10 protein-coding genes are annotated in these 14,899 nt (G+C 67.5%); 4 read left to right on the forward strand and 6 right to left on the reverse strand.

What is annotated here, in order from left to right; genetic code table 11:
- Positions 1–170 precede the first annotated feature (170 nt).
- Positions 171–647 (forward strand): bacterioferritin, encoded by a 477-nt coding sequence (gene bfr, locus V8Z74_RS17325; protein ID WP_066472128.1) that lies wholly within the window; start codon positions 171–173, stop codon positions 645–647.
- Between the two features lie 71 nt (positions 648–718).
- Here the strand turns inward: bfr and V8Z74_RS17330 are convergent, their stop codons facing one another.
- The 5 genes from V8Z74_RS17330 to V8Z74_RS17350 form a co-directional block, all read right to left on the reverse strand.
- Positions 719–3,016 carry an FdhF/YdeP family oxidoreductase gene (locus tag V8Z74_RS17330; RefSeq protein ID WP_349710348.1) on the reverse strand — a complete coding sequence of 766 codons (2,298 nt, stop codon included), beginning with the start codon at positions 3,014–3,016 and terminating at the stop codon, positions 719–721.
- A 143-nt stretch (positions 3,017–3,159) separates the two neighbouring features.
- Positions 3,160–4,071, reverse strand: coding sequence for a LysR family transcriptional regulator (locus tag V8Z74_RS17335; protein ID WP_349710349.1), 912 nt, complete (start codon positions 4,069–4,071; stop codon positions 3,160–3,162).
- A gap of 99 nt (positions 4,072–4,170) precedes the next feature.
- Positions 4,171–5,127, reverse strand: coding sequence for an alpha-E domain-containing protein (locus V8Z74_RS17340; RefSeq protein ID WP_066472137.1), 957 nt, complete (start codon positions 5,125–5,127; stop codon positions 4,171–4,173).
- 139 nt (positions 5,128–5,266) lie between these two features.
- Positions 5,267–6,721: a circularly permuted type 2 ATP-grasp protein gene (locus V8Z74_RS17345; RefSeq protein WP_066472139.1), complete on the reverse strand. Its 1,455-nt coding sequence runs from the start codon at positions 6,719–6,721 to the stop codon at positions 5,267–5,269.
- A 52-nt stretch (positions 6,722–6,773) separates the two neighbouring features.
- Entirely contained in the window at positions 6,774–9,371 is a 2,598-nt protein-coding gene (locus V8Z74_RS17350; protein WP_502879569.1) for a DNA internalization-related competence protein ComEC/Rec2, read from the reverse strand.
- A gap of 151 nt (positions 9,372–9,522) precedes the next feature.
- On the opposite strand from V8Z74_RS17350, the gene V8Z74_RS17355 reads away from it, so the two are divergent.
- The 3 genes from V8Z74_RS17355 to pdxY all read left to right on the forward strand — a co-directional run bounded on the left by V8Z74_RS17355 (position 9,523) and on the right by pdxY (position 12,383).
- On the forward strand, positions 9,523–10,683 hold the full coding sequence (locus tag V8Z74_RS17355) for a GGDEF domain-containing protein (RefSeq protein WP_502879570.1): 1,161 nt from the start codon (positions 9,523–9,525) through the stop codon (positions 10,681–10,683).
- A gap of 179 nt (positions 10,684–10,862) precedes the next feature.
- A complete protein-coding gene (locus V8Z74_RS17360; protein WP_349710353.1) occupies positions 10,863–11,321 on the forward strand; it encodes a RidA family protein in 459 nt (152 codons plus the stop codon).
- Between the two features lie 156 nt (positions 11,322–11,477).
- Positions 11,478–12,383 carry a pyridoxal kinase PdxY gene (gene pdxY, locus V8Z74_RS17365; protein ID WP_502879571.1) on the forward strand — a complete coding sequence of 302 codons (906 nt, stop codon included), beginning with the start codon at positions 11,478–11,480 and terminating at the stop codon, positions 12,381–12,383.
- A 90-nt stretch (positions 12,384–12,473) separates the two neighbouring features.
- On the opposite strand, the gene parC is transcribed toward pdxY, so the two are convergent.
- Complete coding sequence (gene parC, locus V8Z74_RS17370; RefSeq protein WP_349710354.1) at positions 12,474–14,864, reverse strand: DNA topoisomerase IV subunit A; 2,391 nt, start codon at positions 14,862–14,864, stop codon at positions 12,474–12,476.
- Positions 14,865–14,899: the final 35 nt, after the last annotated feature.

Here is a 14,899-nt window from a genome sequence, read left to right on the forward strand (position 1 = left end):
CAGGCTGGCGGCTTCCTGCGGGACGCCGCTGCATGCACCTGGCGTAACGAGAACGCACCTCATATGCAGCCAATGCGCAAGGACGCGGGTTTAGTTGATCTATCGCATAAACCCTGGACAATCGAAGCCTGACAAAAGCCCCCCGGACAATCAACAAGGAAGGATTCCCCATGAAAGGCGACGCGCAAGCAATTTCCTGGCTGCAAGCCCAGCTCAAGAACGAGCTCACCGCCATCAACCAGTACTTTCTGCACTACCGCATGCTCAAGCACTGGGGCTTCGACAAGCTGGCCAAGAAGGAATACGAGGAATCCATCGGCGAAATGAAGCACGCCGACTGGCTGATGGACCGCATCTTCATGCTCGACGGCCTGCCCAACCTGCAGGACCTGGGCAAGCTGCAGATCGGCGAGGACGTGCCGGAACTGCTGGCCTGCGACCTGCGCCTGGAGCAGGCCGCCCAGCAGACCATCAAGGAAGGCATGGCCCACTGCGAATCCGTGCGCGACTACGTCTCGCGCGACCTGCTGCAGAAGATCCTGGACGATACCGAGGAGCACATCGACTTCCTCGAAACCCAGCTGGACCTGATCGAGAAGGTCGGCGTGCAGAACTATCTGCAGTCGCAGATGGGCGAGGTCGAGTGAGCGCGCCGGCAGGAAAAGCCGCCGGGCGGCCATGACAAAGCGGACCCCGGAGGTCCGCTTTTTTTATGCCGTCATGCCGCCTCGGACACGGCGCCCTGGCCCGAGGCCCGGCGGATGCGCACCGGAATCGACTTGTAGGAAGGCGTGCCGCTCTCCTGGTCGATGTAGTCGAGCGACACCAGCACATTGGCCTCGGGGTAGTAGGCCGCCACCGTGCCGCGGGCAATGCTGTACTCGATGGCGGTGATGTTTTCCATGCGCAGCAGGCGCGTGGACGAGACCGTCTCGATGTCCACCAGGTCGCCATGCTCGAGCCCGTGCGCCGCCAGATCCTCGGCATTCATGAACAGCACGTCACGGCGGCCGAACACGCCGCGGTAGCGGTCGTCCATGCCGTAGATGGTGGTGTTGTACTGGTCGTGGCTGCGGATGGTCACCAGGCGCAACACATCGTCGGGCCAGGGCTCGTAGCGCTCGCGCACGCCCGCAAACACCGAGAACATGGCCTTGCCCGTGGCGGTATTCCACTGGCGTTCGGTGGGCGGCAGCGGCATGCGAAAGCCGCCGGGCACGCGGATGCGCCGGTTGTAGTCGTCAAAGCCCGCCACCGTGCGCTCGATGAGGTCGCGGATGCGGTCGTAGTCTGCAATCAGGCCCAGCCAGTCCACCCTGCTGCCCGGCAGCGTCGCCCGGGCCATGCCGGCGACGATGGCGCACTCCGAGCGCAGATGCTCCGAGGCAGGCTTGAGCTTGCCGGCCGAGGCATGGACCATGGACATGGAGTCCTCGACGGTGATGGACTGCGGCCCGCCGGCCTGCACATCCACCTCCGTGCGCCCCAGCACCGGAAACAGAAAGGTCTGCTTGCCGACCAGCAGGTGCGAGCGGTTGAGCTTGGTGCCCAGGTGCACGCTGAGCTCCAGCTGCTTCATGGCGGCAAAACTGCGCTGCGGATCGGGCATGGCCACGGCCAGGTTGCCGCCCAGGCAGATCAGCGCCTTGGCCGAGCCGTCGGCCATGGCCTCCATGGCCTTGACCGCATCGTGGCCGTGGGCCTGGGGCGGCGTGAAGCCGAAGACCTGCTCCAGGCGCTGCAGAAAGGCTTGCGTGGGCTTTTCGGAAATGCCGACCGTGCGGTTGCCCTGCACGTTCGAATGGCCGCGCAGCGGGCAGATGCCGGCGCCGGGCTTGCCGATGTTGCCGCGCATCAGCAGCAGGTTGGCAATCAGCTTCACATTGGCGGTGCCCGTGTTGTGCTGGGTGATGCCCATGCCGTAGGTGACGATGGCTGCCGTGGACCGGGCATAGGCCTCGGCCACCTGCTCGAGCTCGGCGCGCCGCAGGCCGCTTTCCTTCTCGATATCCGCCCAGCCCGTGGCCTGCAGATCGGCGGCCAGCGCATCGAAGCCCTGCGTATGCTCGGCGATGAAGGCATGGTCGAGCACGCCGCCGCGCTCGGCTTCCAGCGCCAGCAGCGCCTTCATGATGCCCTTGAGGGCCGCCGCATCGCCGCCGGCCTTGACCAGGTAGTAGGTGGAGGCGATGTCGGTCGAGCCGTAGGTCGCCATTTCCACCAGGTTCTGCGGATCGGCAAAGCGCTCCAGCGCCCGCTCGCGCATGGGATTGAACACGATGATGGGCACCTTGCGCCGGGCCGCTTCATGCAGCGTGCCCATCATGCGCGGATGGTTGGTGCCGGGATTGTGGCCAATCGAGAGAATGAAATCGGTGTGGTCGAAGTCGTCCAGCGAAACCGTTCCCTTGCCTATGCCGATGGACTGCGGCAGGCCGGTGCTGGTGGCCTCGTGGCACATGTTGGAGCAATCGGGAAAATTGTTGGTGCCGAACTCGCGCGCAAACAGCTGGAACAGATAGGCAGCCTCGTTCGAAGCCCGCCCCGAGGCGTAGAACTCTGCCTGATCGGGGGAGTCGAGGCCCCTCAGCGCTTCGCCGATGCGCTCGAAGGCCGCCTCCCATTCAATGGGGCGGAACTTGTCGCTGGCCGCGTCATAGGCCATGGGATGGGTCAGGCGGCCGAAATTCTCCAGCTCGAAATCGGACAGCTCCAGCAGCGAGGACACCGTGTGCTCGGCAAAGAACTCGGGCGTCACGCGCTTGCTCGTGGCTTCCCAGGTCACGGCCTTGGCTCCGTTCTCACAGAACTGGAAAGTCGAGCGGTGCTCCTTGTCGGGCCAGGCGCAGCCCGGGCAGTCGAAGCCCGTGGGCTGGTTGGTGCGCAGCAGCAAAACGGGGGCTTCGACAATCTCCATCTGCTGGTGCACGGCCTTGGCCGTGGCGCGCAATGCGCCCCAGCCGCCGGCAGGGCCGTCATAGGGGCGTATGCCCGGCACTTCGCGTCGTTTGTTCATGGGTGGCCTTTGTTGGGTCTGGCGGGACTGGGTGAATGCGGGATCCGCCGGGGCGGATCTCACCTGTCCCATTCTCCGCAGCATGCCAAAGCCCGGCTACGGAGGCCAATCGTTTGTTCTGATCTGGTGATAAGCCACGCTTATCACGGCGCAGGGGACGAAGGCAGTTCGAGGGCGGCCTCCAAGTCAAGGCCTGCGGCGATCTGCCAGGCCGCCTGCGACAGCGGCGGCTGGGTGTCGCGCCGCAGCCGCACCAGGCACACCTGCTCGCGGTGCTCCGGCAATATGGCGTGGGCTCTCAGGCCCGAACCTCCATGGCCCAGCGGCACGGCGCTGAGCGGCAGGATGGTGAAGGCCCTGCCGCTCTGGCATTCGGCCAGCAGCACGCGCATGTCGTTGCTCTCCAGCACCACGCGCGGCACGGCCTCGGCGGCCTCGAACCGCTCTCCCAGCGTACGGCGGTTCTGCATGTCCCGGCTCAGCAGGCACAGCGGCAGCTCGGCCACCTCGGCCCAGCCCAGCTGGTGCGGCAGCGAGGCCTGCTCGCTGGCCACCAGCACGTAATGCTCGGTGAACAGCGGCAGCACGTCATAGTCCTCGCCCGCGATCGAGCGGTCGTACAGCAGGCCCAGCAGTATCTGCTGCGACTTCAGGCGCTGCAGGATCTCCGGCGTGCTCAGGGAGGCGACCTCCAGCGTCAGCTGCGGCAGGATCTCGCGGTACTGGGCGCTCAGCAGCGTGGCCGCATGGCCGGCCGTGGGAATCACGCCGATGGCCAGGTGGCCGCCGGGCACGCTGCGGATCAGGTCGGCCTCCTGCTTCAGTCCATCGAGCGAGGCCAGTGTCTGGCGCACCCACTGGATCACGCGCTCGCCTTCGGGCGTGATGCCCTGGAAGCTGCGGTTGCGCCGGATGATGGTGATGCCCAGCTCGCGCTCCAGCTCCCGTATGCCGCTGGACAGCGCTGGCTGCGAGACATGGCAGCTTTCGGCCGCCCGGCCGAAGTGCCGGTATTTGTCCAGGGCGATCAGGTAGTGGAGCTGGCGTATGAACATGCAGGGTTTGCGCGCAAGGCTGCAGGTGGCGCCGACAGCCTTGCGGATCTGAAGAAGCCGCCCAGTTTAAAGGCCGCTTCTGCGGAGAAGCGCCGCCCGCTAGGTCGGCAGCAGGAAATCGCGGCTGATGCCGTAGCCCAGATCGTTGATGCGGTCCAGGAACTGCGTCAGATAGGCATGCAGGCCCGTGGTCAGTATCTCGTCGATGCGGCCGTACTGCAGGTCCGCCAGCAGGCGGCCGGCCTTGCGCTCTGTCTCGCGCGAATGCGCATTCTTCACGCGCGCCAGGTTCTTCACCACCTCGTTCATGCAGGCGGCCAGCGATCGCGGCATGTCGGCGCGCAGCATGAGCAGCTCGGCCACGCGCTCCGGCGTGATCACGTCGCGGTACACCTTGCGGTAGACCTCGAAGGCCGAGACGCTGCGCAGCAGGGCGCTCCAATGGTAGAAGTCGAAGTTCACGGCGCCGCGCCCGCGCTGGGCGCCATGGTAGTCGCGCTCTATGGCGTGGAACTTCACGTCGAGCAGGCGCGCCGTATTGTCGGCCCGCTCCACGAAGGTGCCTAGGCGCACGAAGTACAGCGCCTCGTCCTTGAGCATGGTGCCTATGGTCACGCCATGCCAGAGGTGGGAGCGGTACTTGACCCATTCGAAGAACTGGGCCGGGTCCTGCCGCCAGCCGCCATGGGCGAACTGGCGCTGCAGCTCCAGCCAGGTCTGGTTCTGCGTCTCCCAGGACTCGGTGGTCAGGGCTCCGCGCACGGCGCGCGCATTCTCGCGCGCAGCCTTGAGGCAGGAGAAGATCGACGAGGGATTGAGCTCGTCGCACACCATGAACTCCAGCACGGAATCACGGTCCACCATGCTGTACTGGCTCATGAAGGCCGGAATCAGCTCGCTGATGGACAGCACGCTGTGCCAGCCCCGGCGTGCATCGTGCATGGCGCTGGGCAGCATGGCCGTGTCATAGGCCACGCTGAGCATGCGCGCGGTGTTCTCCGCCCGCTCCGTATAGCGGGACATCCAGTACAGATGGTCTGCGGTGCGGCTCAGCATAGGCCCTCCTTGGGCAGGGAACCCCGCACGCGCTGCGCGCCCGGGCGGTTTTCCGGCGACAAAATAACTGCGGTATTTTTTCCTGCCCGCTCCCTATGGCGGGACATCCGGTGCAGATGGTCTTCAACGCGGCTTTGCATCATTGCTCTCCCTCTTCCAGCACCCAGGTGTCCTTGGTGCCGCCGCCCTGCGACGAGTTGACCACCAGCGATCCCTGCTTGAGCGCCACGCGCGTCAGGCCGCCGGCCACCATCTGCACCCGGGTGCCGCTGAGCACGAAGGGCCGCAGGTCGATATGGCGCGGCGCGATGCCGCTGTCCACCATGGTCGGGCAGGTCGACAGGCTCAGTGTGGGCTGGGCGATGTAGCCGGCCGGATTGGCCAGCAGCGCTCGGCGGAAATCCTCGATCTCGGCCTTGCTGGCCGCCGGGCCGATCAGCATGCCGTAGCCGCCCGCACCATGGACTTCCTTGACCACCAGCTCGGGCAGGTGGTCCAGCACATAGCGCAGGTCGTCCTGCTTGCGGCACATCCAGGTCGGCACGTTCTGCAGGATGGGCTCCTCGCCCAGATAGAAGCGGATCATCTCGGGCACATAGGGGTAGACCGATTTGTCGTCGGCCAGGCCCGTACCCACGGCATTGCAGATATTGACATTGCCTGCGCGGTAGGCCCGCATCAGGCCCGGACAGCCCAGCGTGGAGCCGGGCCGGAACACCTCGGGGTCCAGGAAATCGTCGTCCACGCGGCGATAGATCACGTCCACGCGCTGCAGGCCCTGCGTGGTGCGCATGTAGACCATGTCCTTCTCGACCACCAGGTCCTGGCCTTCGACCAGCTCCACACCCATCTGCTGGGCCAGGAAGGCATGCTCGAAATAGGCGCTGTTGTACATGCCGGGCGTGAGCACCACCACCGTGGGCTCCTGCACGCCGGGCGGCGCGCTGGCATGCAGGGTGTCGAGCAGCATGTCGGGATAATGGGCCACGGGCGCCACCGCATGCGAGCCGAACAGCTCGGGAAACAGGCGCATCATCATGCGGCGGTTCTCCAGCATGTAGGACACGCCCGAGGGCACGCGCAGATTGTCTTCGAGCACGTGGTAGATGCCTTCGCCACTGGCATCGGGCACGCGCACGATGTCGATGCCCGCGATGTTGGCATAGACATTGTTCGGCACCTTGATGCCTTCCATCTCGGGCCGGTACTGGCTGTTGCCGCCCACCAGCGCATCCGGAACAATGCCCGCGCGCACGATGTCCTGGCCATGATAGGCATCCTCGATGAACCGGTTGAGCGCCGTTACGCGCTGCACCAGCCCGGCCTGCATGCGGGTCCACTCGCGGGCCGGAATGATGCGCGGAATCAGGTCGAAGGGGATCAGCCGCTCGGTGCCCGCGCCACTGCCGTCCTTGTCGCCATAGACGGCAAAGGTGATGCCCACGCGGCGGAACACGATCTCGGCCTCGGCACTGCGCGCGCGCAGGTAGTCCTGCGACTGCCGGCCCAGCCACTGTCCGTAATCCCGGTAATGGCTTCTCAGCCCGGCGTCCGGAGCCGACGGGTCCAGATACATTTCGTCCAATAGCTGCATTTTTTTCCCTCGCTTTCCAGTCCTGCTGCAAGCCCTGTGCCAATCCGGAAGCTCAATCCTTCTGCGGATCGAGCGGCGCGGCATGCACATCCCAATAATGCGCCCGAATCAGGCGTTCGCAGTGCAAAGCCCCGGGCTGCGCCGACCGCCACAGTGCGGCGCCGCAGCGGTCCTGCTGCACCACCGTGCTGCCTGCACGCTCGTAGCGCTGCACCACGGCCGGCACGGGGTGGCCGAAGCGGTTGCGGTAGCCGACCTGCACCATGGCCCAGCGCGGCGCCAGTGCGTCTATCCATGGCGGCGAGGACGACGTCTTGCTGCCGTGGTGAGGCACCAGCAGCCAGTCCACCGGCCCCGCCAGTCCCTGGGCCACCAGTTGCCGCTCCTGCGCAGCCTCGATGTCGCCGGCCAGCAGGGCCACGCGTCCCGAGGCCGAGCGCAGCCGCAGCACGCAGCTGCCGGCATTGGACGAAGCCCTGGCCCAGGGGCGGGCATCCTGCACCGGTTCGGTGCCCGATGCCCCGGATTGGGGCATGAACGGATGCAGGATGTCGAACGCCACGCCATCCCACTGCCAGCGCTCGCCCGCCGTGCAGCGCCGGACCGGCGCCAGGTCCGCGAGCGCGGGATCCCGGATCACCGAATTCGAGCCCCAGACCGTGACGGCCGGCCCCGCACTCGTGAGCGAGCGGTGCAGGCTCAGGGCTCCGCCGGTGTGGTCGGTATCGCGGTGGCTGAGCATCATGGCATCGGGCCGCAGGCCCAGCGCCTGCAGCAGCGGCAGCAGCACGCGCTCGCCCGCATCGCTGTGCTGGCTGTACTGCGGGCCGGCGTCGTACAGCAGGCTGTGGCTGCGGGTGCGCAGCAGCACCGCGTTGCCCTGCCCAATGTCGACGGCCAGCACCTCGAACTCGCCCCAGGCCGGCCGCGGCAGCGGCCACCACAGCGCCGGCACGCAGCACATGGCGGCCACCACGCGCATGCGCCACGGCAGCGGCGCCACCAGCAGCAGGCCGGCCCCGATGGCAACGGCCGCGGCCCACCATGCCGGCTGCGGCAAGGCGAGCACGGCCACCGGCGCCCCGGCCAGCCAGCGCAGCAGGGCCATGAGCGGCTCCAGCGCCACGGCGGCCAGCGCGGCAGCCTGCGGTAGCAGGGCGCTGGCCAGAGCCAGGGGCGTGACCAGCAGCGTGATCCAGGGAATGGCGGCCAGATTTGACACCAGGCCGATCACGGAAACCTGGCCGAACAGCAACAGGCTCAAGGGAGCCAGCGCCAGCGAAATCAGCCATTGCTCGCGCCACAGGCCCGCCGCCTTGCCCCAGGCCCTGCCTGCCGCGGTGGCGGCCTCGCCACCCGGCTGCGAGCGCCGGTCCGTGGCCAGCAGCACGCCCACGGCGACAAAGCTGAGCCAGAATCCGGCCTGCCACAGCGCCCACGGATCGGCCACCAGCACCACGGCCAGCGCCAGCATCCAGACCTGGGGCCAGGGCCAGCGCAGGCCCCACCATTGCAAGGCCCCCACCACGGCCAGCATGCATACCGTGCGCTGCGCCGGCACGCCCCAGCCGCTGAACAGGGCATAGCCCCCAGCCAGCACGGCCCCGGCCAGGAGGGCGGCGCGCGGTGCCGGCAGCCATTGGCAGGCCCGCGCGCTCAGGCGCCACAGCCGCCCCGTCGCCCAGGCGGCCAGCCAGGCAAACATCGTTATGTGGAGGCCGGAGATGCTCATCAGGTGGGACACGCCGGTCTGCCTGAACAGCGTCCAGTCCTGCCGGTCCACGGCCTGCTGATCGCCCACGGCCAGCGCCGCCACCACGCCGATGGCCGATTCGCGCTCGGATGCCCCGAGCCCCGGCCACCAGCGCTGCAGGACTGCGGCCTGGGCGCGGATGCGGTCGCGCAGCCACTGGCGCCAGCGCTGCATGCGGTAGCCGGCATCCCCCTGCAGCCGCTGCGGCGGCGGGCTTTCGCGCACATAGCCGGCGGCCTGCACGCCCTGCTCCCATTGCTGCAGCTCGAAATCGAAGCCATGCGGATTGCGCGCGCCATGGGGGCGCTTGAGGCGCACCGTCATGCGCCAGCGCTGGCCGGGCTCCAGCGGCTCGCCACGGGCCCAGGCCGGCCCCTCGGCATCCGGCGCCCCCTGGCTGCCCCAGGGCATGTACCAGGCCAGCTCGATCATGGATGGGAACAGGCGCTCGGGCTGCTCTGCATCCACGCGCCAGGCCTGTTCCACCTCGAAGCGCCAGCGCTGGCCCTGCGCGGTGTTCTGCAGCATGGAGGCCACCGTGCCCTGCACTACCAGATCCTGGCCCTCGAGTTCGCCGGGCAAGGCCTGCCCCAGGTACGCATGGGCGCGCCAGCCCGTGACGGCGGCCGTCATCCCGGCTGCGCACAGCAGCACCAGCAGGCGGGCCGGCCAGGTCTTTGGGCGCCGCCGGGCGAAGCGGCGGCCGACAGCCCCGCATGCCGCAGCGACGAAACCCGCGCACAGCAATGCCTGATAGGCCCCCAGCGGCCACAGCTGCGGCTGGGTCACCTGCCAGGCCGCCCCCAGCACACAGCCCCACAAGGCCCACGACCAGGAGGCAGGCCCGGCTTGGCGCAACGGCAAGGCGGGAACTGAAGCAGTGCGAAATTGCAACATGGCTTGCATGCTAGCGCGGATGCTTTCATGCCCGCTTGTCGCCTGTGCCTCAGGCACCTTTACCCGGCCTCGGCCCGTTCAATCTAAAATAATTGGTTACAAAAAGGAGTTCCATTCCGAATGCACTGGGTTTGCCGGACCAACTGAACGAATGCCTAATCTCGACCTCCCGACGATCGTTGCCTATGCCGGAGGCATGGCCTGCGTCATAGGTCTCATATTGGCGGTGCTGGGCAGGAGCTTTCCGGCATCCATCCGGGGATGGGGCTATTGGGCGGGAGGCGCGATCGTGGCCGGCGGCCTGGGCATGCTGGCCCGGGGCTGGCTGCGCAGCGTGGTGCCCGAAGACGTGGCCGTCGCGGCGCAGAACATCTGCCTGATCATGACGGCAGGCCTGTTCCTCTCGGGTACCTGCGCCTTGTTCGAATGGCGGCTGCCGCGGCATTTCCTGCCGCTGCTGCTGGGCGTGGCGGTGGTTGCCTCGTGCATCTTCTTCGGCTACGAGTCCGTCCCCATCCACCGCCGCATCTTCGCGCGCGGCCTGTTGGCGGCCCTCTATGGATGCCACGCATGGGTGGTGCTGCGCCAGCCACGCACGCTTGCCACACGGGTCACCGCCGGCATCCTGGTGGCGCTGGTCGCGCTTCTCTTGCTGCGCGCCGTGAGCGGCTATCTCGCTCCCGGCACGGATGGCATCCACTCCGTCGCCTGGCTGCAGCAGGCCTATGCCGTGGGCTTTTCGTCGACGGATGTGCTGCTCCCCCTGTGCGCCATCCTCATGATGTCGGAAAAACTGCGCGGCGCGCTGGAGCACGAAACCATGCACGACAGCCTGAACGGCCTGCCCAACCGCCGCGCGGTGCTGGCCGAGCTGGACCGGCTGTTCGCGCTGGCAAGGCGGACCCGGATGTTCGTGCTGGTGGTCTTCATCGACCTGGACGGCTTCAAGAAGATCAACGACACCTACGGCCATGAGGTCGGCGACCAGTTCCTCGCGGAGGTCGGCCGGCGCATATCGGCCGGCCTGCGCTCGGGCGACATGCTGGGGCGGATGAGCGGCGACGAATTTGTGGTGCTCGGCTTGATCCCGCCGCCCTTTTCCGATACCGCCATCAACGCCATCCGCGCCCGGCTGACGCCACGGCTGAGGGGCCGGTTTGCGTTTGCCGGCGGCAGCTTCGACTATGCCGGCGCCAGCTTCGGCCTGGTCGCGGCGGACCCGGCGGCCAGCTCGCCCGAGGCCACGCTCCGCGTGGCGGACCAGCGCATGTATGCGGAAAAACGGGCCAAGCGCATGCTTGAGGCGGCGTAAAGCCCGAAGCCGCCTTTTCGCATCCAGGCACCGGCCCGAGCCGCCCAGGCCACGGAGCAGCGCCGGTCTGCACCGGCCCGCAATGGCCGGCTCCGGGATTTCCGGAACCCGCTTGGCATCGGCGGCCGACCGGCTGTGTCACACTTGGCCGCCTTGTTTTCCTCTCAGATGGAGCTGCCATGAGCGTTTACGACAAACTCAAAGAACTCAACATCACCCTGCCCGAAGTGGCCCTGCCGGCCGCCGCCTACCTGCCCTATATGCAGACCGGCAACCTGGTGTACCTCAGCGGCCATGTCGCCAAGAAGAACGGCCAGCCCTGGGTGGGCAAGCTGGGCGAGAACATGAGCACCGAGGAGGGCAAGCAGGCCGCGCGCGCCGTGGCCGTGGACCTCATGGGCACGCTGCAGCATGCCTGCGGCGGCGACCTGAACCGCGTCAAGCGCATCGTCAAGGTCATGAGCCTGGTCAACTCCTCCACCAGCTATACCGAGCAGCACCTGGTGACCAACGGCTGCAGCGAACTGCTCGGCGAGGTCTTCGGCGAAGCCGGCAAGCACGCGCGCAGCGCCTTCGGCGTGGCCCAGATTCCCCTGGGCTGCTGCGTGGAGATCGAGCTGATGGCGGAGCTGGCCTGAGGCTACGCCAGCAGCGTGCATGAAAAGTGAGCTGCAATCGCGCTCTATTCATAGAGTTCAGATAAAAAACTATCCCAGTTTGTTTTCTGGCCCGCGATGAAAGCTCTCTTTTTCATAGTACCCGCCGCCCCCTGTTGAATGAAGACGGAAACACACATGCCTGATCTGCCCCCTATCGAGGAACCGCCGCGGGTCCTGAGCATCCAGTCGCACGTAGCCTACGGCCACGTGGGCAACGACGCGGCCATGCTGCCGCTGCAGATGCTGGGCATCGAGCCCGTGGCCGTGCACACCGTGCAGTTCTCCAACCACACGGGCTACGGCGAATTCAAGGGCCAGGTCTTCACCGCCGCCCATGTGCAGGACGTTCTCGACGGACTGCGCGCCCGCGGCGTGCTCGAGCGCTGCATGGCCGTGCTCTCGGGCTATCTGGGCGATGCCGGCGTGGGCGAGGCCATCGTCTCGGCCGTGCAGGAAGTGCGCGGCGCCCGCCTTCGCGCCCTGTACCTGTGCGACCCCGTCATGGGCGACGTGGGGCGCGGCCTGTTCGTGCGGCCCGGCATACCGGAATTCCTGCGCCGGCGCGCGCTGTCCCAGGCCAGCGTCATCACGCCCAACCACTACGAATTCGAGCTGCTGCACGGCGGCGGGCCGCTGGCCACGGTAGACGCCACCATTGCCGCCGCGCGCAGCCTGCTGGGCCAGATGCACGACGCGGCCAGCGCCCTCATCGTCATCACCAGCCTGCGCACCGACGACCTGCCGCAGGACCAGCTGGCCACGCTGGCGGTCAACGCGGGCAGCGCCTGGATGGTGCAGACGCCCTTCGTGGACCTGCAGCCCCTGCCCAACGGCATGGGCGATGTGTTCTCGGCCGTGCTGCTGGGCCGGCTGATACGGGGCGAGGCCGTGCCGGACGCCCTGTCCAGCGCCGTCAGCACGCTCTATGCCCTGGTATCGCGCACCCGGCCCGGCCAGCGCGATCTGCCTCTGGTCGCCTGCCGTGAACAGCTCACGCACCCCGGGCAGCGCTTTGCGGCCCGGCTATGGCAAGTGGGCTGAAAAAGCAGCGCGGGCGCCGGAAAACATTTTCTGGCGCCCGCGCTTTGCCGGTCCATGCACCGCAGCCGTTGCGCGGTGCAGCGGCCATCGTCACTCCACGCGCGTCACGCTGCTGGGCTTGAAGCCCAGGTCGGCCGCCTTGCCCTTGCGGCCGCGGGTGCCGCGCGCATTGTTGAGGCTGCGGATCTCCAGCGATTCGCTCCTGGCCTTGCCGCCGCGGCCGATGCCGTCCAGCCGGATGCTGCGCGTGTAGGCGGCAGCGCCGGCCAGCGTGTCCTTGTCTTCCAGGCCCAGCAGCATTAGGCCGCGCCCGCCCTTGGGCATGTGCTTGAGTTCGCCGATCTCGAAAGTCAGGATGCGGCCGCCGACCGAAGCGCAGATCACATGCGTGGCCGGCTGCAGCAGGCCGGCGCCCTGCTCGGCATCCTCGCCGGGCTCGGCGCGTGCGCCCATGGGCACGCCGTGCACGACCGAAGGAGCGCACAGCGTCTCGCCGTCGGCCAGCGAGACAAAGGCCTTGCCGGCCTTCTGGCGCGAGACCATGTCGCCCACGGTGGCCACGAAGCCGTAGCCGCCCGCGCCGGACAGCAGCAGCTGCGTGCTTTCGGCTCCGGCAAAGTAGTAGCGCAGCTGGGTGCCGGGCTCCAGCTCGATCAGCGTGGTCACGGGCTGGCCGTCGCCGCGCCCGCCAGGTAGCTGCGATACGGGCACGGAATACACGCGGCCGTTGCTGCCGAAGGCCAGCAGCTGGTCCACCGTGCGGCACTCGAAGGTGCCGTACAGGCTGTCGCCCGCCTTGAAGCTCAGCGTGCCGGCCTCCACGCCATGGCCCTGGCGCGTGCGCACCCAGCCCTTTTCGGAAATGATCACGGTGACGGGCTCGTCCACCACCTTGACCTCGGCCACGACCTTCTTCTCCTCCTGGATCAGGGTGCGGCGGTCGTCGCCAAAGGTCTTGGTGTCCTGTTCGATCTCCTTGCAGATCAGGCGGCGCATGGCCGATTCGCTGCCCAGCACGTCCTCGAGCCTGCCCTGCTCGGTGCGCAGCTCCTTGAGCTCCTGCTCGATCTTGATGGCCTCCAGGCGGGCCAGCTGGCGCAGGCGGATCTCGAGGATGTCCTCGGCCTGGCGTTCGGACAGGTGGAATTCGTCGATCAGGGCCTGCTTGGGCTCATCGCTGGCGCGGATGATGGCAATGACCTGGTCGATGTTGAGCAGCACGGCCTGTCGGCCTTCGAGGATGTGGATGCGGTCCAGCACCTTGGCCAGGCGGTGCTGGCTGCGGCGCGTCACGGTCTGGAAGCGGAAGGCGATCCATTCCTCCAGCATCTGGCGCAGCGACTTCTGCACCGGGCGGCCGTCCAGGCCGATGCTGGTGAGGTTGATGGGGCTCGAGGACTCCAGGCTGGTATGCGCCAGCAGCGCGGTGACCAGTTCCTGCTGCGGAATCTTGCCGGTCTTGGGCTCGAAGACGATGCGCACCGGCGCATCCTTGCTCGACTCGTCGCGCACGCCGTCCAGCACGGCCAGCATGCTGGCCTTGAGCTGGGTCTGCTCCTGGCTCAGGGCCTTCTTGCCGGCCTTGACCTTGGGGTTGGTGATGTCCTCGATCTCCTCGAGCACCTTCTGGGCGGAGACTCCGGGCGGCAGCTCGGTCACCACCATCTGCCACTGGCCGCGCGCCAGCTCCTCGATCTTCCAGCGCGCGCGCACCTTGAGGCTGCCGCGGCCCGTGCGGTAGGCGTCGGCGATGTCGCTGCTCGAGGAGATGATCTGCCCGCCGCCCGGATAGTCGGGGCCGGGAATCAGCGCCAGCAGCTCCTCTTCGGACAGCTGGGGCTTCTTGATCAGCGCCACGCAGGCCGTGGCCACCTCGCGCAGGTTGTGGCTGGGGATTTCGGTGGCCAGGCCCACGGCAATGCCGCTGGCGCCGTTGAGCAGGGCAAACGGCAGGCGCGCGGGCAGCTGGCGCGGCTCTTCGGTAGAGCCGTCGTAGTTGGGCACGAAGTCCACCGTGCCCATGTCGATCTCGTCGAGCAGCAGGCTGGTGATCTTGGACAGGCGTGCCTCGGTGTAGCGCATGGCCGCGGCGCCGTCGCCGTCGCGGCTGCCGAAGTTGCCCTGGCCGTCCACCAGCGGATAGCGCTGGTTGAAGTCCTGGGCCATGCGCACCAGCGCGTCGTAGGCCGACTGGTCGCCATGGGGGTGGAAACGGCCCAGCACGTCGCCGACCACGCGCGCGCTCTTGACGGGCTTGGCCGCCGTGTTGCCATTGGGTCCGCCATAGGACAGGCCCATGCGCTCCATCGCATAGAGAATGCGGCGCTGCACGGGCTTCAAGCCGTCGCTGACGTCGGGAAGGGCACGGCCCTTGACCACCGACAGGGCATATTCGAGATAGGCGCGCTGGGCATACTGGCCCAGATCCAATGCGTCGCCTGCGGCCTGCTCAGCCAGATCCAGTGTGGTTTGATCGCTCATGAATTCGTTGTGGTTTTGCAAAATTCGCCGGGTCC

It is taken from the genome of Comamonas sp. w2-DMI (assembly GCF_040187735.1).
Lineage (GTDB): Bacteria > Pseudomonadota > Gammaproteobacteria > Burkholderiales > Burkholderiaceae_C > Comamonas > Comamonas terrae.